The sequence below is a fragment of the Pseudomonas sp. FG29 genome (assembly GCF_057809355.1).
The window spans coordinates 97934-122601 of sequence record NZ_JBMDJU010000007.1 but is presented as its reverse complement, the minus strand read 5'-3'; the positions used below and the strand labels follow the sequence as shown (position 1 = coordinate 122601).

Sequence of the window (24668 nt, the reverse complement as noted above, 5' to 3'; positions counted from 1 at the left end):
AGAGGGGCTCTTACAGCCCCTTGACCGCAAAGATGCCCGCTGCGTTGCGCCAGTAGCCCTTGTAGTCCATGCCGTAGCCGAAGATGTAACGGTCGATGCACGAAAGACCTACATAGTCGGCTTTCAGATCCGGGCGCGCCTTGCGATCGTGCTCCTTGTCGATCAGCACCGCCGTATGCACGGCACGCGCACCGGCGTGGTGACAGAAATCGATGATCGCGCCGAGGGTGTGCCCTTCGTCGAGGATGTCGTCGATGATCAGCACGTCGCGGTCGATGAAGGAGACTTCCGGCTTGGCCTTCCAGAACAGCTCGCCACCGCTGGTTTCGTTGCGGTAACGCGTGGCATGCAGGTAGGAGGCCTCCAGCGGGAAAGCCAGCTTGGTCAGCAGCTTGCCGGAGAAGATCAGCCCACCGTTCATCACGCAGAACACCACCGGGTTGCGCTCGGCCAGTTCGGCATTGATGCGGGCGGCCACCTGATCGATGGCGGCCTCCACCTGGGCTTCGGTGAACAGGCAATCGGCTTCCGCCATGACTTGGCGGATATGCACGAGATCGGCAGACATGACGTTTCTCTCTCAGGCTGGTGGCGGCGGCGCAAGCAGGTAAAAGCTGATCGAGCCGTCAGATAAAAACGGGCAAAGGTACAGACCCGCGCAGCCTCGTACAAGCCCGGACGGACAAGCGTAGCTTCGCACCCAGGATTTAGCGCGCAAGCGCATGATCGCTCACCACTTGGCACGAGCAATGCTTTAATCTAACGCGATTTTTTCACAATCCGCCCGTGCCCAATGGTGTGGCTCAGGTTCCGCTGTGACCGCGACGCGCAGTCGCTCACATCAGAGCCGAGTCGTCGCAGGGGTGCGGGCGGACGTTCAGCCAGCCGGAGAGACCACCCCATGCCCATCCGCGAGATCCGCCACCCGCTGATCCGTCACAAAATCGGCCTGATGCGCCGTGCCGATATCAGCACCAAGAACTTCCGTGAGCTGGCTCAGGAAGTGGGCGCCCTGCTGACCTACGAGGCCACCAACGACCTGCCGCTGGAGCACTACGAGATCCAGGGCTGGGCCGGCCCGGTGCAGGCCGAAAAGATCGCCGGCAAGAAGATCACCGTGGTGCCGATCCTGCGTGCCGGTATCGGCATGCTCGATGGTGTGCTCAGCCTGATCCCCGGCGCCAAGGTGAGTGCGGTCGGCGTGGCACGCAACGAGGAAACTCTGCAGGCACACACCTACCTGGAGAAACTGGCGCCCGAGATCGACTCGCGCCTGGCGCTGATCATCGACCCAATGCTGGCCACCGGCGGTTCCATGGTCGCCACCATCGACCTGCTGAAGAAGGCAGGCTGCAAGGAGATCCGCGCCATGGTGCTGGTCGCCGCGCCCGAAGGCATCAAGGCGGTGAACGACGCCCACCCGGACGTGATCATCTACACCGCGTCCATCGATCAGTGCCTCAACGAACACGGCTACATCATCCCCGGGCTTGGCGATGCCGGCGACAAGATCTTCGGCACCAAGCAGAAGGACGCCTGAGCATGAACGAGTACAACGATCCGCTGCCCAAGCAGATCCTCTCTGGCGCGCAGATGCTCTTCGTCGCCTTCGGTGCGCTGGTGCTGATGCCGCTGATCACCGGCATGGATCCCAACGTGGCGCTGTTCACCGCTGGCATCGGCACCCTGCTGTTCCAGTTGGCGACTGGCCGCCAGGTGCCGGTGTTCCTGGCCTCGAGCTTCGCCTTCATCGCGCCGATCATCGCCGCCAAGGGTGAGTTCGGCATGCCGGCGGTGCTCGGTGGCGTGGTAGCCGCCGGCTTCGTTTACATGCTCCTGGGCCTGGCCGTGAAACTGAAGGGGCCAGGCTTCATCGATCGCATCCTGCCGCCTGTGGTGATCGGCCCGGTGGTGATTTCCATCGGCCTGGCCCTGTCGCCGGTCGCGGTGCACATGGCCATGGGCAAGACCGGTGACGGCGCGGCGCAACTGGTGCCCTACCAGACCGCCATGTTCATCTCCATGCCGGCTCTGGCCACCACCGTTCTCGTGGCGGTGATGGGCCGCGGCCTGTTCCGCCTGGTGCCGATCCTCTCCGGTATCGCCGTCGGCTGCCTGCTCTCAGTCTTCTTCGGGGTGATCGACACCCGCAGCATCGCCGCAGCGCCCTGGCTGGCCATGCCCAACTTCATGCTGCCCGAGTTCCACCTCGGTGCCATCCTCTACATGGTGCCGGTCGCCCTGGCACCGGCCATCGAACACATCGGCGGGGTGATTGCGGTCGGCACCGTGACCGGCAAGAACTTCGTGCGCAAGCCTGGCCTGCACCGCACCCTGCTCGGCGACGGTCTGGCCACCTCGGCAGCCGGCCTGTTCGGCGGCCCGCCCAACACCACCTACGCCGAAGTCACCGGCGCGGTGATGCTGACCAAGAGCTTCAACCCCAAGGTAATGACCTGGGCGGCGATCTTCGCCATCTCCCTGGCCTTCATCGGCAAGTTCGGTGCGGCGCTGCAGGCCATTCCGGTGCCGGTAATGGGCGGCATTCTCTGCCTGCTGTTCGGCTCCATCGCCGTGGTCGGCCTCAACACCCTGATCCGTCATCAGGTGGATCTGTCCGAGGCGCGCAATCTGGTGATCGTCTCGATCACTCTGGTGTTCGGTATCGGTGGCATGGTGATCGGCGGCAAGGAATTCGCCCTGTCGGGTATCTCCCTGTGCGCCATCGCTGCACTGGTGCTCAACCTGCTGCTACCTGGCGGCGAAGGTTGGCGCAACAAGAACCTGGAAGAGCACTGAAACGAAAAAGCCCGGAAGCGATTCCGGGCTTTTTTCTTTACTGCCAGCCTGAACTTACCAGCCGACACCGAAGCCAAGGGTGTAGCGGGTCTCGTCCAGATCGCCTTCGGCGCCGCTGACCATGTCCTTCTCGGCCTTCATGTTCAGCGAGGCCCAATCGGTGACCTTGTAGCGCAGGCCTACCTCGGCATCCAGGCTGAAATCGGCCGCGCCGCTCAGCGGCCTGCCCACTTCGCCGGAGCTGAACAGCTCCACCGTCTTGCCTACCAGATACCGGTTGTAATCCCACTTCACGCTGAGCTCGTAGAAGCGATTCTGCTCACCGTTGCTGAAGCTGTAGTCGCTGCGGTTGGCCAAGGTAGCGACAGAGAATGCGCCCAGCTCGTCATCCCAGAACTGGTAACCCGGACCGGTACCGACCGTGCGCTGGCGCTCCAGCTCCTCGACTCGATCACGCTTGTATTCGAGACGCCCCTGCCAGAACAGCTTCTCGGTGAGGAAGCGGTCGAGTGCGTATTCGGTCGACCAGTTGTCGGTGCTGACCACGTCGTCCTTCAGCTCGCGGTTGTACTCGAACTGAGCGTTGTGCCGCCATTGGCCATGCCGGGCCTTGGTGTCGATGTCCACGTCGTAGTCATCGGTGTCACGCTCGGCACGCTTGTAGTCCATGGCCAGGTCGATATTGCCCTTCCAGACGAAGTCTTCGATCAGCGGCTTGGGCTTCATGATCTGCTCGATCTGCGCCAGCTCCACCGTCTTCGGCGCACCACCGTTGGCCAGGGTGACCTTGCCTGACTCGGCGGCCAGCAGCGACTTGGCGCGTTCGCCATCGACCGGGCCCATCTTGACCAGCAACTCATGGTCACTTTCCAGCGTGGCAACTTTTTTCCAGTCCAGCGGGATCGAGCCGCCATAGTCGGTCTGCAGCAGCAGCTTGCTGCCGTCGAAGACGCGAATGGTGCCAGTCAGACGATCACCGTTCTTCAACCAGACGGTATCGGCAAGTACGGGGGCGCTGAACAAAACGATGCTCAGGCTGAGCAGGGATAACGAAGTTGGGCGCGACATAAGCGTGGATAATCAGCTCGAGTGGGCAAAAAGCCGGGCATTATGCGGATGCTCGGCAGCAGAGCAAGAGCTGACCGACGTGATGCAGCAGAGTTCAGCACTTTCCGCCCGATGGTGCTGTCCAACAGCCTTGAGCGCGCCGGGCTATGATCCCGGCGATCACGCATGATGGAGCTTGGCGGTGCAATGAGAGCCCCCATGGATAGAAAGACAGAGCCCCAGGACGTGGCCACCGTCCCCTTCGATAACCGACGTGAAGCGCTTTATCTGGCCCTGGCACAGATTCCGCCTGGCAAGGTGATCAGCTATGGCGAACTGGCCAGCCTGGCCGGCCTGGGCCGCGCAGCACGCTGGGTCGGGCGCACACTCAGCCAGTTGCCCGAGGGCAGCCGCCTGCCCTGGCACCGGGTGATTGCCGCTGGTGGGCGCATCAGCCTGCCGGCGGGCACTGCGTCCGGTGCCGAGCAGCGCGCACGCCTGCGTGCCGAGGGCGTTAGCATCCTGAACGAACGTGTGGATATGCGTCGTCACGGCTGGCGCCCGATGGAGCACAGCAGTTAGAGTGCGCGCAATCAACCCGCAGCCCCCAGATTCGAAGCCGATGCCACGCAAATCCTGGCGAGAAGCCCTCGCCACCTACGCCAACCCCGCCACGCTGGCGCTTCTGCTGCTGGGGTTCGCTGCCGGCCTGCCCTACATGCTGGTGTTCTCCACCCTCTCGGTCTGGCTGCGTGAAGCAGGCGTGGCCCGCGAGACCATCGGCTTCGCCAGCCTGATCGGCCTGGCCTACGCCTTCAAGTGGGTATGGGCGCCGATGCTCGACCAGTGGCGCCTGCCGCTACTCGGCAAGCTGGGCCGGCGCCGCTCCTGGCTGGTGCTGTCGCAAGGCCTGGTGGCCGTCGGTCTGGTCGGCATGGCCAACTTCGATCCGCAGACGCAGCTGTCCTGGCTGATTGCACTGGCCGTGCTGGTCGCCTTCGCTTCGGCCACCCAGGACATCGCCATCGACGCCTACCGCCTGGAAATTCTCGGCGATACCCATCAGGCGGCACTGGCGGCGGCCTACATGACCGGTTATCGGGTTGCCGCGCTGCTGGCCACCGCCGGTGCGCTGTACTTCGCTGAGGGCTTCGGTTCCACGGCCAAGGACTACCAGTTCAGTGCCTGGGCCGGCACCTACCTGGTGTTCGCCCTGCTCATGCTGCCAGGGTTACTCACCTCGATCTGGATGCGTGAACCACCAGCACCGCCGCATCTGCATGCCACACCGCCCAAGCACGGCTTCTTCCACCAGTTGCTGTCGCTGCTCGCCGTGATCGTGCTGGTGATTTCCGTGCCGACGATGTTCATCCAGTTCTACCAGAGTGATCTGGTGCCGATGCTGATGGGTGACGTCAGCGCTCAGGAGCTGCTGTACAACGACCGCGCCTTCCTGCGTGCCATGCTCTACAGCACGCTGGCCTGCGTGTGCGCCTCGGGGCTGTTCTGGGGCGGCCTGGCTCCGGTACTGAAAACGGCGGCAGCCAAATATGGCTTCTTCCACCAACTGCTCTCCGTGTTGCTGCTGATCATCCTGCTGATCTCGGTGCCGGCGATGCTCACGCAGTTCTACGAAAGCGACCTGGGCCTGGTATTCCAGGGCCAGATCAGCCTGCAGGAATTGCTGTATGCCGACCGCGCCTTCCTGCGCGCCCTGCTTTATACCCTGCTCACCGGCCTGTCGATCTCCAGCCTGTTCTGGGGTGGCATGGCGCCAGTGCTGACGCCGGTCAACGACTTCATCCTGCGCTACCGCTGGCAGGCATTGCTGCTGCTGACCCTGATCGCCACCTATCGCCTGTCGGATACGGTGATGGGGGTAATGGCCAACGTCTTCTACATCGACCAGGGCTTCACCAAGGAGCAGATCGCCAGCGTCAGCAAGGTCTTCGGCCTGGTGATGACCCTGCTCGGCGCTGGCGCCGGGGGGCTGTTGATCGTGCGCTTCGGCATCATGCCGATCCTCTTCGTCGGCGCCCTGTCATCGGCGGCGACCAACCTGATGTTCATGGCACTGGTGGGCATGGGCGCGCACGTGCCCATGCTGGTGGTGACCATCAGTTGCGACAACTTCAGCGCCGGCCTGGCCACCTCGGCCTTCGTCGCTTACCTGTCGAGCCTGACCAACCTGAAGTTCTCCGCCACCCAGTACGCCCTGCTCAGCTCGATCATGCTGCTGCTACCCAGACTGATCGGTGGTTATTCGGGCGTGATGGTGGAACACCTCGGCTACGCTCACTTCTTCCTCGCCACCGCACTGATGGGCGTGCCCACCCTGCTGCTGATCGCTCTGCAATGGCGCCGCGACCTGCACGCACCCAGCGTGACCGAGAGCAGCGAACCCGCCGCAGTGGAAAAGGCCTGAGGCCAGATGCAAAGAGCCCCGGACATGCCGGGGCTCTTGCGTATCAGGGCAGCGCTCAGTCGGCCTTGGCCATGTGCACCACACGCTGCGGGAAGGGAATGCCGATCCCGGCAGCAGTCAGGCGCTCCTTGGCCAGCTCGATGAACTCGAAGGTCACCGGCCAGAAATCGCCAGTATTGACCCACACCCGCATCGACAGATTGACCGCGTTATCACCCAGCCCGGTGACGAACACCACCGGCGCCGGATCGCGGTGCACGCGCGGGTCGTTGGCGATATCCAGCAGCACTTCACGGGCACGCTTGATGTCGCTGGAATAATCGATCCCCACGACGATCTCGGCACGCCGCGTGGATTCACGCGAATAGTTGGTGATGTGCCCATTGGAGAGCGCACCATTGGGCACGATCACCACCTTGTTGTCAGCCGTCTTCAGCGTGGTGTGGAAGATCTGGATGCTGTCGACGCTGCCGGATACACCCTGCGCCTCGATCCAGTCACCGGCGCGGAACGGGCGGAACAGCATGATCAACACGCCACCGGCGAAGTTCGCCAGGCTGCCCTGCAACGCCAGGCCAATGGCCAAACCGGCGGCACCGATCATGGCGATGAAGGAGGTGGTTTCCACGCCGATCATCGAGGCCACGCTGATCAGCAGCAGGATGCGCAGGATGATGCTCACCAGGCTGCCGATGAAACTGCTCAGGACGCGGTCGACCTTGCGCACCTCCAGCAGGCGACCAATGCTGTTGGTCAGCTTGCCGATCAGCCACCAGCCGATCGCCAGGGTGATCAGCGCCAGCGTCAGCTTGCCGCTGTACTCCAGCACCACGGGCAGCCAGGCCTCGGACAGCTTGACCAGTTCGTCGACGTTCATCTCCATGGGTTGCTCCTGTTTCCCGTACATGAAACGAAACCGCCATGGCAGGCCATGGCGGTCAAAGTGCTATCAGCCTTGTTGCGACGCCCGAGCGCCGCAAAGGTTCAATCGCGGAAGTTGTTGTACTGCAGCGGCATACCGAATTCATGGCCGCGCAGCAGTGCAATCGCTTCCTGCAGGTCGTCACGTTTCTTGCCGGTGACGCGCACCTGCTCGCCCTGAATGGCGGCCTGCACCTTGAGCTTGGCATCCTTGATATGAGCGACGATCTTCTTCGCCAGCTCCTTGTCGATGCCCTCACGGAAGGTGACCTCCTGCTTCATCACCTTGCCCGAAGCGTAGGGATCCTTGGTTTCCATGCACTGGCAGTCGATCTTGCGCTTGATCAGGCTGCTACGGACGATGTCGAGCATCTGCTCGAGCATGAATTCGGCTTCAGCGGTCAAGGTCAGCGCCTTGTCCTTGCTTTCGATGCTGCACTTGCCGCGCAGATCGAAACGGCGGTCGAGTTCCTTGATGGCGTTGTCGACCGCATTGGTCAGTTCGTGTTTGTCCAGTTCCGACACCACGTCGAACGAAGGCATGAGAGAGCTCCTGATGGACGGCGCGATCCTCTTCACGGAGTGAACGCGCCTGACTTGACGATAACTTTAGCGGGCTCATTATACCCAGACTGTTATCTGCCGTTTGGCCCCCTTCTTCCTGCCTGCCCGCGAGCCTGCCCCATGCCCAACCCCCATCTCAGCATCCTGGTGGTGGACGACGCCAAGTTTTCCAGCGCCATGATCGGCCGCGCCCTGACTCAGGCGGGCTATCAGGACGTGCGTTTCGCCAGCAGCGCCGTGGAGGCGCTGGCGCAACTCGAACAACGCCCAGCCAGCGTACTCCTGGCCGACTGGCTGATGCCCGAGATCGACGGCCTGGAGCTGACCTCCCGGGTACGCCAGCTCGACGAGATGGCTGATCACTACACCTACATCATGCTGCTCACCGGCAAGGAAGGCGAAAACGTGCTGGGCGAAGCCTTCGACCGCGGCGTCGACGACTTCATCAGCAAGGCGGCGATGAACGAGCAGCTGGTGCCGCGCGTGTACGCAGCCGACCGTCTGTGCAACACCCTGCAGCGCCTGCTGCAGGAAAACCGCATGCTCACCCAGAGCATCGCCAGCCTGGAACGACGCAACCTCGTCGACCCACTCACCGGCCTGGGCAACCCGCGCTACCTGCGCCAGAAGATGGCTGACAGCCTGCGCCAGGTGGAATCGCGCGGCGGCGCCCTGTGCTACCTGCTGATCGGCCTGCAGGAAGCCAACGAACTGCGCAGCAAGCATGGCGAACGTTTCTACAACGAGCTGATACACGGTATCGCCCGCCGCCTGCAGCAGTTGGTGCGCCCGCTCGACGTGCTGACGCGCCTGGACGATCACCACTTCGGTCTGATCACCCTGCTCGAGGATCTGCACGAGTGCTCGCCGAGCAGCTTCAAGCGCCTGCATGACGGCCTCAACCTCAAGGCATTCAAGACCAGCGAAGGCTTCATCAGCCTCAAGGCCGGCATCAGCCTGGTCGGGCTGGACGCCAAAGCCCTGCCCATCGAGGTCGAACAGGTGCTGCAGCATGCCGAACGTGTGTTACCCGAGGCGTATGCCAGCGGGCGCGTGACCGCACTGCGCCTGCCGCAACCATGACCTGGCATGTCCTCGGCGCTGGCAGCCTGGGCACGCTCTGGGCGGCCCGCCTGGCTCGTGCCGGCCTGCCGGTGCGACTGATCCTGCGCAGCGAGGAACGCCTGGCCGACTACACGCGAGCCGGCGGTCTGACGCTGATCGAACAGGGTGCACCACAGCGCTACGCCATCGCAGCCGAAACCCTCGACAGCGATGCGCCAATCCAGCGTCTGCTCCTGGCCAGCAAGGCCTATGACGCACTCGATGCAGCCAAACGCCTGGCACCGCGCCTCGCTCAGGATGCGACCGTGGTACTGCTGCAGAACGGCCTCGGCAGCCAGGACGCCGTCGCCCGGCACTTGCAGGGCAGGCGCTGCGTTTATGCCTCGAGCACCGAAGGTGCCTTTCGCCAGGCCGACTTCCAGGTGGTCTTCGCCGGAGCCGGGCACACCTGGCTGGGTGATCCGCTGCGACCGACCGCCCCGCAATGGCTGGCCGACCTGCAGGCAGCCGGCATTCCCCACCAGTGGAGCGCGGAGATCCTCGACAAGCTCTGGCGCAAATTGGCGCTCAACTGCGCGATCAACCCGCTGACCGTGCTGCATGACTGCCGCAACGGCGGGCTGCGCGATTACCCCGGCGAAGTCGCCAGCCTCTGCGCCGAACTCACCACGCTGCTCCAGGCCTGTGGCCAGGCGGCCGCCGCCGAGCACCTGCACGAAGACGTGCTGCGCGTGATCGACGCCACCGCAGCCAATTACTCCTCGATGTACCAGGACGTCAGCCAGGGCCGCCGCACCGAGATTCGCTACCTGCTGGGCTACGCCTGTGCCGCCGCCAACGATCTTGGCCTGTCGCTGCCGCACCTCAGTGACGTGCAGCGCCGCTTGCTCGAGCATCTGGCCATACGCGGCCTGCCCCTCGACTAGCCCGGCATGGCAATGCTGACACGGGCGCGCTAACCTGCCCCTTCGCCCGACATACGCCCCGTGCCCATGACTCTGCGCCAGCGTCTCGAAAATCTGCCCGTCGGCCGCAAATTGCTCGCGGCCCTGCTGGTACTGCTCAGTGCCGTCCTGCTGGTCGCCAATCTGGCCTTCATCACCGCTGCCTACTGGATCACCCAGCAAAGCATGGCGCCACAGGCGCTGCACACCCTCGGCCGGCTGATCGCCAGCCCGGCGCTGAGCGCCGAGGCATTGCATTCGGAAAATTCGGCACAGGCCGTGCTGCGCCGCCTGGACGAATACGCACCGCTGCGCGCCGCAGTGATCTACGACAGCAATGGCGAAAGCCTGGCGCAACTGCAACGCGGCGAACGGCTGAACCTGCCGCAACGTCTCGGTGAACTGGAAAGCTGGCGGGAAACGGCCTTTCGCACCAACCTGCTGGTCGAACTGCCGCACCCCAGCGGCCGCCCTGGCGCGCTGCTGCTGGTCGCCTCCAGCGAGCTGCCCGGTGCCTTCTACACCGGCACCCTGACCGCCAGCCTGGCGATCCTCGCGCTCAGCGTGGTGCTATGGCTGTTGGTCGCACGGCAGATCCGCCGCCTGGTCACCAAGCCGATCCGGCGACTGGAGGAGCTATCGCGCCAGGTCACCCGCGAGGAAAATTATGCGTTGCGCGCCAACCGCGGCAATCAGGACGAGATCGGCAGCCTGGCCGACGCCTTCAATACCATGCTGATGCGCATGGAAGCGCGCGAGCAGCAACTCAAGCGCGCCCGCGACGACGCCCAGCAAGCCTTCGACCAGGCACAGAGCCTGGCCGAGGAAACCCGCCACTCCAATCGCAAGCTGGAGCTGGAAGTGCAGGTGCGCAGCAAGATCGAGAAGAAGCTCACCGGCTTTCAGAACTACCTCAACAGCATCATCGACTCCATGCCCTCGGCGCTCATCGCCCTCGACGAGCAGCTCTACGTCACCCAGTGGAACCAGGAAGCCAGCGCCCTTTCCGGCACGCCCATGGACGAGGCCCTGAACCAGCCGGTGTTCCTTGCCGTCCCCTCGCTCAAGCCCTTCCTGCCCCAGCTCAAACGCACGGCCGAGCTGCTGCGGGTCGAGAAGATCGAGCGCGTCACCTGGCCCAAGGATGACGAACCACGCCACTATGCCCTGACCTTCTACCCCCTGATGGGCGGAGCCGGGCGCGGCGTGGTAATCCGCATCGACGACATCACCCAGCGCCTGTCCCTGGAAGAGATGATGGTGCAGTCGGAAAAGATGCTCTCGGTCGGCGGCCTGGCTGCCGGCATGGCGCACGAGATCAACAACCCCCTCGGCGCCATCCTGCACAACGTGCAGAACATTCGCCGACGCCTGTCACCGGAACTGGAGAAAAACCTGGAGCAGGCCGAGCAGGCCGGCGTCGACCTGCAGGCCATCGATCAGTACCTGCAGGCCCGGGAGATTCCCAAATTGCTCAATGGCATCCAGCAGGCCGGTCAGCGCGCCGCCAAGATCGTCAGCCACATGCTCAGCTTCAGCCGCCGCAGCAATCGCGAGCTGGTGCCCTGCGACCTGCCGGCCTTGATCGACCAGGCCCTGGAGATCGCCGGCAACGACTTCGATCTGGCCGACAGTTTCGACTTCAAGACCCTGGAGATAGTCCGCGACTTCGACCAGAAACTCGGCCCGGTGCCCGCGACCGCCAACGAGCTGGAGCAGGTGCTGCTCAACCTGCTGAAGAACGCTGCCCAGGCCATCCACCAGCACGAACAGCGCAGCGAGCCCGGGCGCATCACCCTGCGCACGCGCCATGCCGGCCACTGGGCGGAAATCCAGGTCGAGGACAATGGCACCGGCATGAGCGAGACCGTGCGCAAGCGCATCTTCGAGCCATTCTTCACCACCAAGGAAGTCGGCCAGGGCACCGGTCTGGGGCTGGCCGTGTCGTATTTCATCATCACCAACAACCACAAGGGCCAGATGGAAGTGCATTCCCGCGCGGGCCAGGGCACCTGCTTCACCCTGCGCCTGCCACTGACCACCACGCCCGACAGCCACGCAGGACTCTGAACCATGGGTAACCGTCTGACCAAGATCTACACACGCACCGGCGACAAGGGCGAAACCGGCCTGGCCGACGGCCGCCGAGTGGGCAAGGATCACCCACGCATCGAAGCCATCGGCGAACTGGACACCCTCAACAGCCAACTGGGCCTGTTGCTGGCCGAGCTGGAAGCCGTGGCAGCGCAGTGCGCGGGCCTGCAGGAAGTGATCGAGGTGCTCGGCCCCTGCCAGCACCGCCTGTTCGACCTCGGTGGCGAACTGGCGATGCCCGAGTACCAGGCCTTGCAGAAACAGGAGGTGGAGCGCCTCGAAGAGGTGATCGACCGCTGGAACGAGGAAGTCGGCCCACTGAAGAACTTCATTCTGCCCGGCGGCTCGAAATCGATCGCCCAGGCGCACGTCTGCCGCAGCTTTGCCCGCAGCGCCGAGCGTCGCTGCCAGCACCTCAATGCCGTCGAACCGTTGCGTGCGGTAGGCCTGGCCTACGTCAATCGCCTATCCGACCTGCTGTTCGTCGCTGCACGCCTGATCGCCAAGCGCCAGGGCATCGCCGAGGTGCTGTGGAAGGCTGCGGACAAGCCGTAGCAAGCGATCACGTCACCGCTGCTTTTCGCGGATAAATCTCCTACAAACCGTGCGGGTCTGGAGTCGTAGGGCGTACCGGGACGCCCTACGCGCCGTTGGCCGGCCAGAATGCACGGATGCCGGCCACGCCCTGAGCGCCGATCTGCCAGGCGCGCTCGATATCGTCCGGGCCGACGCCGCCCAACAGATAGGCGGGCAGGTTGCACTGCATGAGCAGCTCGCTCGCCGCCTCCCAGCCCAGCGGCTGCGCCTCGGGATGAGTGGCGGTGGCCTGCACCGGAGACAGGGTGACGAAATCCACGCCCATCTGCATCGCCAGCGCCAGCTCCTCGGCGCTGTGACAGGACGCCGCCAGCCAGCGCTGCTCAGGGAATGGCCGACCATGGGCGGCGTACTTGCGCAGTTGTTCGGCCGTCAGGTGCCAGCCCGCCGCCGGGAAGTCGCCCAGCCACTCCAGCGGCCCCTTGAGCATCAGTTGCGCCTTGCCCGCGCACAGCCCTTGAATGTCCACCGCCAGATCGCGGTACTGCGCGTCGAACATGTTCGGCGCACGCAGCTGAATCAGACGCACGCCTTGCGCCAGCGCCGCACGCACGCCACCGAGCAGCTCTGCGTTGTCCAGCGCGTCCGGGGTGATCAGGTAACGCTGCGGCAAACGCGCCGCCGCCACGATCGGGCGATTGGCGGCGGGGAACTCGTAATCGAGCAACTGCCGCTCGCTGACCCAGGCCAATGGCTGGCCCTCGGCACCGTGCGGCTCGCCAGTGAAGGCCGTGACTTCCCAGACATCCAGCAGCACCTGCTTGTCCGGGTAGTCATGGCGAATCTGGATCAGCGGGCGCGCCGCCGTCGGGCGGATGGCCAATTCCTCCTCCAGCTCACGCGCCAGGGCGACGCTCACCGCTTCGCCCTCTTCCACCTTGCCACCGGGAAACTCCCACAAGCCGCCCTGATGCTTGTCCTCTGGGCGCTTGGCAATCAGGATGCGGCCATCCATACCCCGGATGACCGCCGCTGCAACATGAACGCGTTTCACCGCTTGACCTCCTGCAAGGCAGCCTCGTACCAGCGCACGAACGCCGGCCACTGATAAATGCTTTCGACATAGTCGGCCGCCACCTGCGGCAAAGCCACACGGTAGCTGCGCAGGCGTGCGGCAACCGGTGCGTAGAAGGCATCGACCAGGCTGGCCCGGCCGAAAAGGAACTGGCCCTCCCCGGCAAAGCGTGCGCGGCAGTCGGCCCACAGGGCACAGATGCGTTGGATATCGGCCTGGGCTTCTGCGGGTATCTCGGCCAGGGCCTGGTCGCGCGCCAGATCCATCGGCAGATGGCTGCGCAGGGCAACGAAGCCACTGTGCATTTCGGCGCACAGGCTGCGTGCCAGCGCACGTGCGGCGACCTCCTGTGGCCAAAGCTGCGCCTCGGGGAAGCGCTCGGCCAGGTACTCGGCGATGGCCAGCGAATCCCAGACCGGGCCGTGCTCGGTCAGCAGCACCGGCACCTTGCCGGTCGGCGAGTGACTCAACAGGCGAGCACGGCTGTCGGGCTGATACAGGCGTACCCGCACCTCGTCACAGGCGGCGCCGCTCAGCTCGACGGCGAGCGCCGCACGCAGCGACCAGGAAGAATAATTCTTGTCGCCAATCACCAATTGCAAAGCCATTCTCACGCCCCTGTCAGGTTGAAAGTCATGGTTCGACGTTAAAAGCCCGCTGCCTCAATAGCAAATTCCCGCGCGTCATGGGGCCATGAGGCGCGGGAATGGATGACAACGAGGCACGGCAGTCTGAGGCTCGCCGCTAGCGCTGCGTGTTCTCAGGTGCGGTATTCGGCGTTGATCTTCACGTACTCGTGGGACAGGTCGGTGGTCCAGATGGTCTCGCTGCAATCACCCCGGCCCAGCTCGATGCGGATGGTGATTTCCTCACGAGCCATCACGGCGGCGCCCTGCTCTTCGGTGTACGTAGTGGCACGCGCGCCCTTGCTGGCGATGCAGACCTCGCCCAGGAACACATCGATCTTGCTCACGTCCAGTTGCGGCACACCGGCATAACCGACGGCAGCGAGGATGCGCCCCCAGTTGGGGTCGGAGGCGAACAGCGCAGTCTTGATCAGCGGCGAATGAGCCACGGCGTAGGCCACGTCCAGGCACTCCTGATGCGTGCCACCACCATTGACCTGCACGGTGACGAACTTGGTCGCGCCTTCGCCGTCACGGACGATGGCCTGCGCCACGTCCATGAACACCTCGAACACCGCCTGCTTGAGCTTGGCGAACAGCTCGCCGGAAGCCTCGGCGATTTCCGGCAGTGCGGCCTGGCCGGTCGCGATCAGCATGCAGCAGTCGTTGGTGGAGGTGTCACCGTCGATGGTGATGCGGTTGAACGACTTGTTCGCCGCGTCACGCACCAGATCCTGCAGTACGCCCTGGGCGACCTTGGCGTCGGTGGCGATGTAGCCGAGCATGGTGGCCATGTTCGGGCGGATCATCCCGGCACCCTTGGAGATGCCGGTCACGGTGACGGTCACGCCATCGTGCTGGAACTGACGGCTGGCGCCCTTGGGGAGCGTGTCGGTGGTCATGATGCCGGTGGCCGCTTCAGCCCAGTGATCGACATCCAGATCGTCCAGCGCAGCCTGCAGCGCGGCCTCGATCTTCTCGACCGGCAGCGGCTCACCGATCACCCCGGTGGAGAACGGCAGCACGGCGCTTTCGGCAACGCCGGTCAGCTCGGCCAGGCGCGCGCAGGCATGGCGTGCGCGAGCCAGACCATCAGGGCCGGTACCGGCGTTGGCATTGCCGGTGTTGGTCAGCAGGTAACGTACCTCGCCACCCAGGCGCTCGCGGGTGATCAACACCGGCGCGGCGCAGAAGGCGTTGGTGGTGGTCACCCCGGCGATGCGCGAACCTTCGGCGCAGCGCATCACCACCACGTCCTTGCGCCCGGGGCGCTTGATACCGGCCGAGGCGATGCCCAGCTCGAAACCAGGAACCGGGTGCAGGGTAGACAGCGGGCCAAGACCAACAGCCATGAGGTGAGCTCCTTGTGAGACGTTGCCGACCGCCAGGCGGTCTGAGAGATGGTAAAACGCCGCGAACGGCAGGGCCGTCGCGGCGTCATCGAGGGCGGCGACAGCATAGCCGAAGCCCTCTCTACTGCAAGCGCCTTTAACGGCGCACAGCAGCCAGGATCAACCGATCTGGCCGTGGCAGTGCTTGTACTTCTTGCCCGAACCGCAAGGGCAGGGTTCGTTGCGACCAACCTTGTTCTCGCTACGTACCGGCGCAACGGCTGCCGCGACGTCACCCTCTTCGGCGCTGCCGTCCTCTTCGGCCAGTGCAGAGGCGTCGGCGTGCTGGAACTGCATGCGCTCAGCCAAGGCTTCGGCTTCGCGGCGCAGGCGGGCTTCTTCTTCGGCCGGGTCTTCACGGCGCACCTGCACGTGACCGAGCACGCGGATGGTGTCGCGCTTGATGGAATCCAGCAGCTCCTGGAACAGGGTGAAGGACTCGCGCTTGTACTCCTGCTTGGGGTTCTTCTGCGCGTAACCACGCAGGTGGATACCGTGCCGCAGGTGATCCATGGTCGACAGGTGATCCTTCCACAGGTCGTCCAGCACGCGCAGCAGAATCTGCTTCTCGAAGGTACGCAGGGCTTCGGCGCTGGCCTGGGTTTCCTTCTCGTTGTAAGCAGCGATCAGCTCGGCAAGGATGCGCTCGCGCAGGGTTTCCTCGTACAGCTTGTCGTCTTCGTCCAGCCACTGCTGGATCGGCAGCTTGATGCCGAAGTCGCTCTGCAGGGTCGACTCCAGGCCCGCCACGTCCCACTGCTCCGGCATCGACTGCGGCGGAATGTGGCCGTTGATGGCGGCGCCCAGCACGTCCTCACGGAACTCGGCGATGGTATCGCCGACGTTCTCGGAGGCCAGCAGGCTGTTGCGCATGTGGTAGATCACCTTGCGCTGTTCGTTGGCCACATCATCGAATTCGAGCAGTTGCTTACGCATGTCGAAGTTGCGGCCTTCGACCTTGCGCTGGGCTTTCTCGATGGCATTGGTGACCATGCGGTGCTCGATGGCCTCGCCGGACTGCATGCCGAGGGCCTTCATGAAGTTCTTCACCCGATCCGAGGCGAAGATGCGCATCAGGTTGTCTTCCAGCGAGAGGTAGAAACGGCTGGAGCCCGGGTCACCCTGGCGACCGGCACGACCACGCAACTGGTTGTCGATACGACGCGATTCGTGACGCTCGGAAGCGATCACATGCAGGCCGCCGGCCTCGATCACCTGCTGGTGACGCTTCTGCCATTCGGCCTTGATCTGCGCGATCTGCTCGTCGGTGGGGTTTTCCAGGGCAGCGACTTCCACTTCCCAGTTACCGCCGAGGAGGATGTCGGTACCACGACCGGCCATGTTGGTGGCGATGGTCAGCGCGCCCGGACGACCGGCCTGAGCGATGATCTCGGCTTCCTTGTCGTGGAACTTGGCGTTGAGCACCTTGTGCTCGATGCCTTCCTTGTTCAGCAACTGGCTAACGTACTCGGAGGTTTCGATGGTCGCGGTGCCGACCAGGATCGGCCGGCCCTGGGCCTGGCAGTCCTTGATGTCGGCGATGATCGCCTGGTACTTCTCTTCCTGGGTCAGGTAGACCAGGTCGTTGAAGTCCTTACGCGCGACCGGCTTATTGGTCGGGATCACCATCACATCCAGACCGTAGATCTGGCGGAATTCGAACGCTTCGGTATCGGCCGTACCGGTCATGCCGGACAGCTTGGCGTACAGGCGGAAGTAGTTCTGGAAGGTGGTCGAAGCCAGCGTCTGGCTCTCGGCCTGGATGTTCACCCCTTCCTTGGCCTCGATGGCCTGGTGCAGGCCTTCGGACAGGCGACGGCCCGGCATGGTACGACCGGTGTGCTCGTCGATCAGGATGACCTGGCCGTTCTGCACGATGTATTCGATGTTGCGATGGAACAGCTTGTGCGCGCGCAGGCCGGCATAGACGTGAGTCAGCAGGCCGAGGTTGTGCGCGGAATAGAGGCTTTCACCTTCGGCCAGCAGGCCGGCTGCGGTGAGCATCTCCTCGACGTACTGGTGGCCAGCCTCGTTGAGCTCGACCTGACGGGTCTTCTCGTCGACCTTGTAGTGACCTTCCTGGGTCACCACGCCTTCCTCTTCCTCGATGTGCTGCTTGAGGCGCGGGATCAGCTTGTTGATCTCGATGTATAGCTTGGAGCTGTCCTCGGCCTGACCGGAGATGATCAGCGGCGTACGGGCTTCGTCGATGAGGATGGAGTCGACTTCGTCGATCACGGCGAAATTCAGCTCGCGCTGGAATTTGTCTTCCAGGCTGAAGGCCATGTTGTCGCGCAGGTAGTCGAAACCGAATTCGTTGTTGGTGCCGTAGGTGATGTCGGCGGCATAGGCGGCGCGCTTCTCTTCCGGCGGCTGGAAGGGAGTGACGATACCGACGGACAGGCCGAGGAATTCGTACAGCGGACGCATCCAGTTGGCGTCGCGGCGTGCCAGGTATTCGTTGACGGTCACCACGTGCACGCCCTTGCCGGACAGTGCATTGAGGTAGACGGCCAGAGTACCCACCAGGGTCTTGCCCTCACCGGTGCGCATCTCGGCGATCTTGCCTTCGTGCAGGGTCATGCCGCCGATCAGCTGTACGTCGAAGTGACGCATGCCCATCACACGCTTGCCGGCCTCGCGGGCCACTGCAAAGGCCTCTGGCAGGATCTGGTCGAGGGTTTCGCCCTTGGCCAGACGAGCCTTGAACTCTCCGGTCTTGCCCCGCAGCTGCTCGTCCGAGAGCGCGATCATCTGCTCTTCCAGGGCGTTCACGGACTGCACCGCTTTGAGCATGCGTTTGACTTCACGCTCATTCTTGCTTCCGAAAAGTTTTTTCAACAAAGGCGCAAACATATCGGCAGGGTCTTCCGGCGAATGGATGGAGGCCGCCGTCAATGACGACCTGGCAGCCAGCATGGCTGCGGACGAAGGGGCATTCTACCCGGAAAAACCCGGGAGGAAAGCGACGTTCTCGGCACACGATGGCGCGGGTGTTCTGCTCAGCGCAGCGCACCCAGCGCTTCACGGTGCATCACTTCGGCGTTCTAGATGGGGATGGCGAAAGGCTAATTCAAGACCGCGGCAAAGTGGCACGGCCTCACTCCACGCCACTGTTGCGCGCGATATACAGCGTCGGATTGACCGGGTGGCCGTCCTTGCTGACCTCGAAGTGCACGTGCGCGCCCGTCGAGCGTCCGGTGCTACCGACCTCGGCGATGGCCTGGCCACGCTGCACCAGATCACCTACCTGCACCCTGTTGCTGCGGTTGTGCGCATACAGCGTGGTGTAGCCATCGGAGTGACTGAGCTCGATCACGTTGCCGTAGCCATTCTTGCGCCCCGAGAAGGTCACCACGCCAGCAGCGACCGCTACCACGTCACTGCCGCGCTTGGCAGCGAAGTCGATGCCCTTGTGCACGCTGACGCGGCCGGTCAACGGATGCACGCGACGACCGAAGGGTGACGAGATATAGCCCTGCAATACCGGCCGCCCGGAGAGGGTTTCAGCTTCGTTCATGCGGCGTTCGCCAAGCAGTTGCTCCAGCACTTCCAGTTGCTGTTCGCGGCTGTCCACGCGCAAGGCCAGCTCGTCGAGCGCATTCATGAACGGCGGGGGCGCATAGGCGGAAGCGCCCAGGGCATCCTCGGCACCGCCCTGGCCGACGTTCAGCGAGAAGTCGAACTCGCTGGAATCGATATCAGCCAATTCGGTCAGGCGCTCACCCAGGGCATCGAGGCGGGTCAGGCGGGCCTGCAGTTCGGCGACATGGGCGGCGAAGGCATCCAGTTGCCGCTGCGCATCTTCACGCACCGCACCGACCTGCTGGCGCTGCTCATCGAGCGCGGCGGCCAGGCGACTGTCAGACAGCGGCGCAGCCTTGAACCACTTGGCGCCCAGCGCAGCGCCAGCCGCCAGGCTCAGTGAAACCGTCAGCAGTGCGGCCAGCGACAGCCAGCGCAGATTGAGATGGATGGTACGAGCCGAGCCCTGTCGACTGTTGAGCAAGATGATGTGCATGGTTTCCCCTGACAGGCCCCTTGAAAACCACTTCGCCAATGACCTGTTGCGCCAGCGAACAGCCCGGAATGGGGCGTTCGTGGCGGCCAGTGCCAGTGTTTCCCGTGGCCTGATAATGGCGGAGCACAAGCGGGTAGCACGCTCTGCTACCATGACGTCTCCGCAGCTCAAGGCTTCCTGCCATGTCGTTTCGTCCCTTGCCGGCTCAGGCGCCCGCCACGCTGTTACGCGAAGCCAAGCCCCTGAAAGCGCTGTTCAACGAGGCTCAGCGCCTCGCTCATCTGCAGCGTCTTGTCGAAAGCCAGCTACAACCTGCCGCCCGTGAACACTGTCATGTCGCGTCCTGGCGCGGAGGCTGCCTGTTGTTGATCGTGACCGATGGTCACTGGGCAACGCGATTGCGTTACCAGCAGCGCCGGCTGCAAAGGCAGCTGCAGGCGCTGGAAGAGTTCGCGACCTTAACGAAAATCCTGTTCAAGGTGCAACCGCAAAGCGGTCATAGTCGTGGAACCGGTCGCACCCTTCGGTTGTCCAAGGCGGCCTCCGAGAACATCCAGGCCAGCGCAGAAGGGATCAGCGACCCCAGGCTGCGCGCGGCTTTGCAGCGTCTGGCCAGTCACACCGGCGAAGCGGACTGAGCCGTCGGCCGCTCGTCTGAAAAACTGACGCCAAATCGACGACTCCCTCTGACACGACCACTCGCAAAATGCCCGAGCATAAAAAAGGCCACCCGAAGGTGGCCTGAATAAAAGCAAGAAAGAGGGTGTTTACACGGCCGCTACCGGGCGCATGTAGGAGATCGGCGCGAGCTTGGCGTCCTCGAAGGTCACCATTTCCCAGGCATCGGTCTGCTCGATCAGGGTACGCAGCAAACGGTTGTTCAGTGCGTGACCGGACTTGAAGCCCTTGAACTCGCCGATCAGGCTGTTACCCAGCAGGTACAGGTCACCGATGGCATCGAGAATCTTGTGTTTGACGAATTCGTCCTCGTAACGCAGGCCGTCTTCGTTGAGTACACGATACTCGTCGACCACGATAGCGTTTTCCACGCTGCCACCGAGTGCCAGGTTCTGCGAACGCAGGAACTCGATATCACGCATGAAGCCGAAGGTGCGGGCCCGGCTGACTTCCTTGACGAAAGACGTGCTGGAGAAATCCACACTGGCGCTCTGCGTGCGATTGCGGAACACGGGGTGATCGAAGTCGATCTCGAAGCTCACCTTGAAGCCGTCGAAAGGTATGAAGGTGGCGCGCTTGTCGCCCTCCTCCACGGTGACCTCTCGCAGGATGCGGATGAACTTCTTCGGCGCTTCCTGCTCCTGCAGGCCAGCGGATTGAATCAGGAATACGAATGGGCCAGCACTGCCATCCATGATCGGTACTTCGGATGCGGAGAGCTCGACGTAGGCGTTATCGATGCCCAGGCCTGCCATGGCCGAAAGCAGGTGCTCTACCGTATCCACCTTGACATCACCATTGACCAGCGTGGTCGACATGGTGGTTTCACCGACATTCCCGGCCAATGCGCGGATTTCCACGATCGGGTCGAGATCGGTACGACGAAACACGATACCGGTATCCACCGGAGCCGGCTTCAGGGTCAGGTAAACCTTTTCCCCCGAATGCAGGCCAACGCCGGTGGCACGGATGATGTTCTTCAGGGTGCGTTGTCTGATCATGGCTTGGCCGCTATATCGCTAGTTGCGAACTGTTTTCAACAATGGTCGGGGATGATAGCAGAACCGACCTTTGCTGAACACCAATCACCCATATAGTCCTGATACATTCCATCAATCAGCCTGGCGACGCAGGAAAGCCGGAATATCCAGGTAATCGAGATCGTCCTGGGTATTGAGCTTGGCTGCGGTGGCCGCGCCGCCGTGACTCTGGCGCTGCACGGTCGGACGCTCGTAGTCCTTGTAGTTGACCGACTGCTCGCCGCGCGGCTGGCTAACAGGCTGCTGGGCAACCGGCTGGCTGGCTGCGACCTGAACGGTGTTGTCGACCACTTTGACCGGTTTTTCCATGCGCGCGCCGAGGCCGGTAGCGACCACGGTGACGTGCAGTTCGTCGCGCATGTCGGCGTCGATCACGGTGCCGACCTTAACGGTGGCGTGCTCGGAGGCGAACTGCTCGATGATGTTACCCACGTCCGAGTATTCACCCAGGGACAGATCCGGGCCGGCAGTGATGTTCACCAGGATGCCACGCGCGCCCTGCAGGTTGACGTCTTCCAGCAGCGGGTTGCGGATGGCCGCTTCGGTCGCTTCACGCGCACGGTTCGGACCGCTGGCGCAGCCGGTGCCCATCATGGCCATGCCCATCTCGCTCATCACGGTTTTCACGTCGGCGAAGTCGACGTTGATCATGCCCGGACGCTTGATGATGTCGGAGATACCGCGCACGGCGCCGGCCAGCACGTCATCGGCCTTGGCGAAGGCGGACAGCAGGCTGGCGTCCTTGCCGAGGATGGTCAGCAGCTTCTCGTTGGGAATGGTGATCAGCGAGTCGACGCTCTCGGACAGCGCACGGATGCCTTCGTCGGCAATCTGCATGCGCTTGCGGCCTTCGAACGGGAACGGACGGGTCACCACGGCAACGGTGAGGATGCCCAGCTCCTTGGCCACTTCGGCGATCACCGGCGCAGCGCCGGTACCGGTACCACCACCCATGCCGGTGGTGATGAACACCATATCGGTGCCCTGCAGGACTTCAGCGATGCGCTCGCGGTCTTCCAGCGCGGCCTGACGGCCGACTTCCGGGTTGGCGCCTGCGCCCAGCCCCTTGGTCACGCCCGGGCCGAGTTGCAGCACGGTGCGTGCACCGATGTTCTTCAGCGCTTGAGCATCGGTGTTGGCGCAGATGAACTCGACGCCCTCGATGTTGCTCACCGCCATGTGGTTGACCGCGTTGCCGCCGCCACCGCCGACTCCGATGACCTTGATCACCGCGCTTTGTGGAACGTTATCTACCAATTCGAACATGATCCCTCTCCTTCCTTTCTAGTTGTGTAACGCCTACTGCAAAATTAGAAATTGCCTTGTACCCAGCGCTTGATGCGCTCGAGTACCGGGGTTTTGCCTTCGTCCTGATAAGGACTGCCAACCGACATGGAAATGCCGTCGTGCTGCTTCTGCAGCCCGTACAACAGCAGCCCCACACCGGTCGAATAGATCGGGTTGCGCACCACATCGCCCATGCCCTTGACGCTATGTGGCACGCCCAAGCGCACCGGCATGTGGAAGATCTCCTCGGCCAGTTCTACTGCGCCTTCCATCTTCGCCGTGCCGCCGGTCATGACGATGCCGGCGGGAATCAGGTCTTCATAGCCGCTGCGACGCAGCTCGGCCTGGATCAGGGTGAACAGCTCGTCGTAACGCGGCTCGACCACTTCGGCCAGAGACTGGCGCGACAGGTCGCGCGGCGGACGATCACCGACGCTGGGCACCTTGATGGTTTCGCCGGCACCAGCCAGCTTGGCCAGGGCGCAGGCGTAGCGAATCTTGATTTCCTCGGCGTACTGGGTCGGCGTACGCAGGGCCATGGCGATATCGTTGGTGACCTGGTCACCGGCAATCGGAATGACTGCGGTGTGGCGAATCGCACCCTCGGTGAAGATGGCGATATCGGTCGTACCACCGCCGATGTCCACCAGGCACACGCCCAACTCCTTCTCGTCCTCGGTCAGTACCGAATAGGCCGAGGCCAGTTGCTCGAGGATGATGTCGTCGACTTCCAGACCGCAGCGGCGCACGCACTTCTCGATGTTCTGCGCGGCATTAACGGCACAGGTGACCACATGCACCTTGGCCTCCAGACGCACGCCCGACATGCCCAGCGGCTCGCGCACGCCTTCCTGGTTGTCGATCACGTAGTCCTGCGCCAGGGTGTGCAGCACCCGCTGATCTGCCGGGATGGCCACGGCCTGGGCTGCGTCGAGCACGCGCTCGATATCGGCGCCACTGACTTCACGGTCGCGAATGGCGACGATGCCGTGGCTGTTGAGGCTACGGATGTGATTGCCGGCGACGCCGACGAACGCCGAGTGGATGCGGCAGCCGGCCATCAGCTGCGCCTCTTCGACAGCACGCTGAATCGACGCCACGGTGGACTCGATGTTGACCACCACACCCTTCTTCAGCCCGCGCGACGGATGAGTGCCGATGCCGACGATTTCCAGCTGGCCATCGCTCGTCACCTCGCCCACCAGCGCCACCACCTTGGAGGTGCCGATGTCCAGGCCGACGATCATCTTGCCGCTTTGCGCGCTACTCATAGTGTCCTGCCTCTTCTCAATTCACTTTCTGCTCGGCCGCAGCCGGCTCCACCGGCTCACGCCAGGCCACGGCCAGGCCGTTGGCATAACGCAGGTCGATGCGCGCGATGTTCGCGCTCTGTTCTTTCAGCTCGCGCTCGTAGATAGCCGCGAACCGACGCATTTTTTCCACGATGTGATCACGCCCCAACAGCATCTCGATGCGTTGCCCGCTGGCATTCTCGGTGGCCGAGAGGAACCAGCTGCCACGCTCGCGCAACTGCAGCCCAACCACGGTAAAGCCCATCGGCCGCAGCAACTGACTGAGGATCTGGTACTGCTGCATGACCTGCGGTTGCGCGCGTTGCGGGCCGGACAGCTGCGGCAGGTGCTGATAGTTGTTCAGTTCCTGCGGCGCGAACGCCTGGCCCTGGTTGTTGAGCAGCGCCTCGTCACCCCAACGGGCGATGGGCAGCTGTTCTTCCAGACGCACATCGATCTGATCCGGCCATACGCGGCGCACTTCGGCGTGGGCGATCCAGGGCATGCGCTCGAGCTCCTCACGCATGCTGCGCAGGTCGACGCTGAAGAAATTGCCCTGGGTGAAGGGCGCAATACGCCGCTGCACCGCTTCCTGGCTGACATAGGCCAGGTCGCCCTGCACGCTGATGCGCGCAATCGGACGGTCGGCGTACGGCAGCAGGCGCTGCGCGCCTTCGTAGGCACCGAAGCCGAGGCCAACCAGCACCAGCGGCCAGAGCAAGCGGCCCGCCCAGGAAAAATCCGCCTTGGGCAGACGCAGGCGCACCGGCTCCTTGGCCACCAGACGGCTGGCGCCACGCGGCACGGGCTTGCCGCGTAGCGGAGCCCTCAGCGAGTCCTGATGACGCACGGCCGTGACCAT

Annotated in this window: 22 protein-coding genes; 9 read left to right on the top strand and 13 right to left on the bottom strand. The window is 63.6% G+C overall.

The window, feature by feature from the left end; all coding sequences use genetic code 11:
* Window positions 1–10: 10 nt before the first annotated feature.
* Entirely contained in the window at window positions 11–568 is a 558-nt protein-coding gene (locus ACODS1_RS10310) for a hypoxanthine-guanine phosphoribosyltransferase (RefSeq protein ID WP_489085572.1), read from the bottom strand.
* Between the two features lie 333 nt (window positions 569–901).
* Between ACODS1_RS10310 and upp the strand changes: the two genes are divergently transcribed.
* Complete coding sequence (gene upp / locus ACODS1_RS10305; RefSeq protein ID WP_489085571.1) at window positions 902–1540, top strand: uracil phosphoribosyltransferase; 639 nt, start codon at window positions 902–904, stop codon at window positions 1538–1540.
* A gap of 2 nt (window positions 1541–1542) precedes the next feature.
* Entirely contained in the window at window positions 1543–2799 is a 1257-nt protein-coding gene (locus tag ACODS1_RS10300) for a uracil-xanthine permease family protein (protein WP_489085570.1), read from the top strand.
* A gap of 54 nt (window positions 2800–2853) precedes the next feature.
* On the opposite strand, the gene ACODS1_RS10295 is transcribed toward ACODS1_RS10300, so the two are convergent.
* On the bottom strand, window positions 2854–3867 hold the full coding sequence (locus tag ACODS1_RS10295; RefSeq protein WP_489085569.1) for a DUF481 domain-containing protein: 1014 nt from the start codon (window positions 3865–3867) through the stop codon (window positions 2854–2856).
* A gap of 198 nt (window positions 3868–4065) precedes the next feature.
* Here ACODS1_RS10295 and ACODS1_RS10290 point away from each other — a divergent pair, with 198 nt between their 5' ends.
* Together ACODS1_RS10290 and ACODS1_RS10285 are read left to right on the top strand one after the other, a co-directional pair.
* Window positions 4066–4428, top strand: coding sequence for an MGMT family protein (locus tag ACODS1_RS10290; protein WP_489085568.1), 363 nt, complete (start codon window positions 4066–4068; stop codon window positions 4426–4428).
* A gap of 40 nt (window positions 4429–4468) precedes the next feature.
* Entirely contained in the window at window positions 4469–6271 is a 1803-nt protein-coding gene (locus tag ACODS1_RS10285; protein WP_322980440.1) for an AmpG family muropeptide MFS transporter, read from the top strand.
* A 55-nt stretch (window positions 6272–6326) separates the two neighbouring features.
* Here the strand turns inward: ACODS1_RS10285 and ACODS1_RS10280 are convergent, their stop codons facing one another.
* Window positions 6327–7154 (bottom strand): mechanosensitive ion channel family protein, encoded by an 828-nt coding sequence (locus ACODS1_RS10280; protein WP_489085567.1) that lies wholly within the window; start codon window positions 7152–7154, stop codon window positions 6327–6329.
* A 101-nt stretch (window positions 7155–7255) separates the two neighbouring features.
* On the bottom strand, window positions 7256–7735 hold the full coding sequence (locus tag ACODS1_RS10275; RefSeq protein ID WP_322980442.1) for a YajQ family cyclic di-GMP-binding protein: 480 nt from the start codon (window positions 7733–7735) through the stop codon (window positions 7256–7258).
* Between the two features lie 141 nt (window positions 7736–7876).
* Here ACODS1_RS10275 and ACODS1_RS10270 point away from each other — a divergent pair, with 141 nt between their 5' ends.
* The 4 genes from ACODS1_RS10270 to ACODS1_RS10255 all read left to right on the top strand — a co-directional run bounded on the left by ACODS1_RS10270 (window position 7877) and on the right by ACODS1_RS10255 (window position 12414).
* Window positions 7877–8839 (top strand): GGDEF domain-containing response regulator, encoded by a 963-nt coding sequence (locus tag ACODS1_RS10270; RefSeq protein ID WP_322980443.1) that lies wholly within the window; start codon window positions 7877–7879, stop codon window positions 8837–8839.
* A complete protein-coding gene (locus ACODS1_RS10265; RefSeq protein WP_489085566.1) occupies window positions 8836–9747 on the top strand; it encodes a putative 2-dehydropantoate 2-reductase in 912 nt (303 codons plus the stop codon). The genes ACODS1_RS10270 and ACODS1_RS10265 overlap by 4 nt, the downstream gene beginning before the upstream one ends.
* A gap of 66 nt (window positions 9748–9813) precedes the next feature.
* Window positions 9814–11835: a sensor histidine kinase gene (locus ACODS1_RS10260; protein WP_489085565.1), complete on the top strand. Its 2022-nt coding sequence runs from the start codon at window positions 9814–9816 to the stop codon at window positions 11833–11835.
* A 3-nt stretch (window positions 11836–11838) separates the two neighbouring features.
* Window positions 11839–12414 carry a cob(I)yrinic acid a,c-diamide adenosyltransferase gene (locus tag ACODS1_RS10255; protein ID WP_489085564.1) on the top strand — a complete coding sequence of 192 codons (576 nt, stop codon included), beginning with the start codon at window positions 11839–11841 and terminating at the stop codon, window positions 12412–12414.
* 85 nt (window positions 12415–12499) lie between these two features.
* Here ACODS1_RS10255 and ACODS1_RS10250 read toward each other — a convergent pair whose 3' ends face one another.
* From ACODS1_RS10250 to ACODS1_RS10230, 5 genes are all read right to left on the bottom strand, one after another.
* Window positions 12500–13450 (bottom strand): Nudix family hydrolase, encoded by a 951-nt coding sequence (locus ACODS1_RS10250; RefSeq protein ID WP_489085563.1) that lies wholly within the window; start codon window positions 13448–13450, stop codon window positions 12500–12502.
* On the bottom strand, window positions 13447–14079 hold the full coding sequence (locus ACODS1_RS10245; RefSeq protein WP_489085562.1) for a glutathione S-transferase family protein: 633 nt from the start codon (window positions 14077–14079) through the stop codon (window positions 13447–13449). The genes ACODS1_RS10250 and ACODS1_RS10245 overlap by 4 nt, the downstream gene beginning before the upstream one ends.
* A gap of 152 nt (window positions 14080–14231) precedes the next feature.
* Entirely contained in the window at window positions 14232–15449 is a 1218-nt protein-coding gene (gene argJ, locus ACODS1_RS10240) for a bifunctional glutamate N-acetyltransferase/amino-acid acetyltransferase ArgJ (protein WP_489085561.1), read from the bottom strand.
* Between the two features lie 159 nt (window positions 15450–15608).
* Window positions 15609–18344, bottom strand: coding sequence for a preprotein translocase subunit SecA (gene secA / locus ACODS1_RS10235; protein WP_322980450.1), 2736 nt, complete (start codon window positions 18342–18344; stop codon window positions 15609–15611).
* A gap of 244 nt (window positions 18345–18588) precedes the next feature.
* On the bottom strand, window positions 18589–19509 hold the full coding sequence (locus ACODS1_RS10230) for a M23 family metallopeptidase (protein WP_489085560.1): 921 nt from the start codon (window positions 19507–19509) through the stop codon (window positions 18589–18591).
* Between the two features lie 182 nt (window positions 19510–19691).
* On the opposite strand from ACODS1_RS10230, the gene ACODS1_RS10225 reads away from it, so the two are divergent.
* Entirely contained in the window at window positions 19692–20147 is a 456-nt protein-coding gene (locus tag ACODS1_RS10225) for a DciA family protein (RefSeq protein ID WP_489085559.1), read from the top strand.
* Between the two features lie 129 nt (window positions 20148–20276).
* On the opposite strand, the gene lpxC is transcribed toward ACODS1_RS10225, so the two are convergent.
* The 4 genes from lpxC to ACODS1_RS10205 all read right to left on the bottom strand — a co-directional run bounded on the left by lpxC (window position 20277) and on the right by ACODS1_RS10205 (window position 24668).
* The gene (gene lpxC, locus ACODS1_RS10220; protein WP_322980453.1) at window positions 20277–21188 is read right to left on the bottom strand and encodes a UDP-3-O-acyl-N-acetylglucosamine deacetylase; all 912 of its coding nucleotides are present in this window, start codon (window positions 21186–21188) and stop codon (window positions 20277–20279) included.
* Window positions 21189–21299: 111 nt separating this feature from the next.
* Window positions 21300–22493 carry a cell division protein FtsZ gene (gene ftsZ / locus ACODS1_RS10215; protein ID WP_322980454.1) on the bottom strand — a complete coding sequence of 398 codons (1194 nt, stop codon included), beginning with the start codon at window positions 22491–22493 and terminating at the stop codon, window positions 21300–21302.
* A 44-nt stretch (window positions 22494–22537) separates the two neighbouring features.
* On the bottom strand, window positions 22538–23785 hold the full coding sequence (gene ftsA / locus ACODS1_RS10210; RefSeq protein ID WP_322980455.1) for a cell division protein FtsA: 1248 nt from the start codon (window positions 23783–23785) through the stop codon (window positions 22538–22540).
* A gap of 16 nt (window positions 23786–23801) precedes the next feature.
* Window positions 23802–24668, bottom strand: coding sequence for a cell division protein FtsQ/DivIB (locus ACODS1_RS10205; RefSeq protein WP_489085558.1), 867 nt, complete (start codon window positions 24666–24668; stop codon window positions 23802–23804).

Coding starts and splice junctions, on each gene's coding strand:
- secA (WP_322980450.1), bottom strand. CDS start 18,344: ATGTTTGCGCCTTTGTTGAAAAAACTTTTCGGAAGCAAGAATGAGCGT.
- ACODS1_RS10255 (WP_489085564.1), top strand. CDS start 11,839: ATGGGTAACCGTCTGACCAAGATCTACACACGCACCGGCGACAAGGGC.
- ACODS1_RS10225 (WP_489085559.1), top strand. CDS start 19,692: ATGTCGTTTCGTCCCTTGCCGGCTCAGGCGCCCGCCACGCTGTTACGC.
- argJ (WP_489085561.1), bottom strand. CDS start 15,449: ATGGCTGTTGGTCTTGGCCCGCTGTCTACCCTGCACCCGGTTCCTGGT.
- ACODS1_RS10205 (WP_489085558.1), bottom strand. CDS start 24,668: ATGGTCACGGCCGTGCGTCATCAGGACTCGCTGAGGGCTCCGCTACGC.
- ACODS1_RS10290 (WP_489085568.1), top strand. CDS start 4,066: ATGGATAGAAAGACAGAGCCCCAGGACGTGGCCACCGTCCCCTTCGAT.
- ACODS1_RS10300 (WP_489085570.1), top strand. CDS start 1,543: ATGAACGAGTACAACGATCCGCTGCCCAAGCAGATCCTCTCTGGCGCG.
- ACODS1_RS10260 (WP_489085565.1), top strand. CDS start 9,814: ATGACTCTGCGCCAGCGTCTCGAAAATCTGCCCGTCGGCCGCAAATTG.
- ACODS1_RS10285 (WP_322980440.1), top strand. CDS start 4,469: ATGCCACGCAAATCCTGGCGAGAAGCCCTCGCCACCTACGCCAACCCC.
- ACODS1_RS10295 (WP_489085569.1), bottom strand. CDS start 3,867: ATGTCGCGCCCAACTTCGTTATCCCTGCTCAGCCTGAGCATCGTTTTG.
- ACODS1_RS10265 (WP_489085566.1), top strand. CDS start 8,836: ATGACCTGGCATGTCCTCGGCGCTGGCAGCCTGGGCACGCTCTGGGCG.
- upp (WP_489085571.1), top strand. CDS start 902: ATGCCCATCCGCGAGATCCGCCACCCGCTGATCCGTCACAAAATCGGC.
- ACODS1_RS10270 (WP_322980443.1), top strand. CDS start 7,877: ATGCCCAACCCCCATCTCAGCATCCTGGTGGTGGACGACGCCAAGTTT.
- ACODS1_RS10310 (WP_489085572.1), bottom strand. CDS start 568: ATGTCTGCCGATCTCGTGCATATCCGCCAAGTCATGGCGGAAGCCGAT.
- ftsZ (WP_322980454.1), bottom strand. CDS start 22,493: ATGTTCGAATTGGTAGATAACGTTCCACAAAGCGCGGTGATCAAGGTC.
- lpxC (WP_322980453.1), bottom strand. CDS start 21,188: ATGATCAGACAACGCACCCTGAAGAACATCATCCGTGCCACCGGCGTT.
- ACODS1_RS10245 (WP_489085562.1), bottom strand. CDS start 14,079: ATGGCTTTGCAATTGGTGATTGGCGACAAGAATTATTCTTCCTGGTCG.
- ACODS1_RS10230 (WP_489085560.1), bottom strand. CDS start 19,509: ATGCACATCATCTTGCTCAACAGTCGACAGGGCTCGGCTCGTACCATC.
- ftsA (WP_322980455.1), bottom strand. CDS start 23,785: ATGAGTAGCGCGCAAAGCGGCAAGATGATCGTCGGCCTGGACATCGGC.
- ACODS1_RS10275 (WP_322980442.1), bottom strand. CDS start 7,735: ATGCCTTCGTTCGACGTGGTGTCGGAACTGGACAAACACGAACTGACC.
- ACODS1_RS10280 (WP_489085567.1), bottom strand. CDS start 7,154: ATGGAGATGAACGTCGACGAACTGGTCAAGCTGTCCGAGGCCTGGCTG.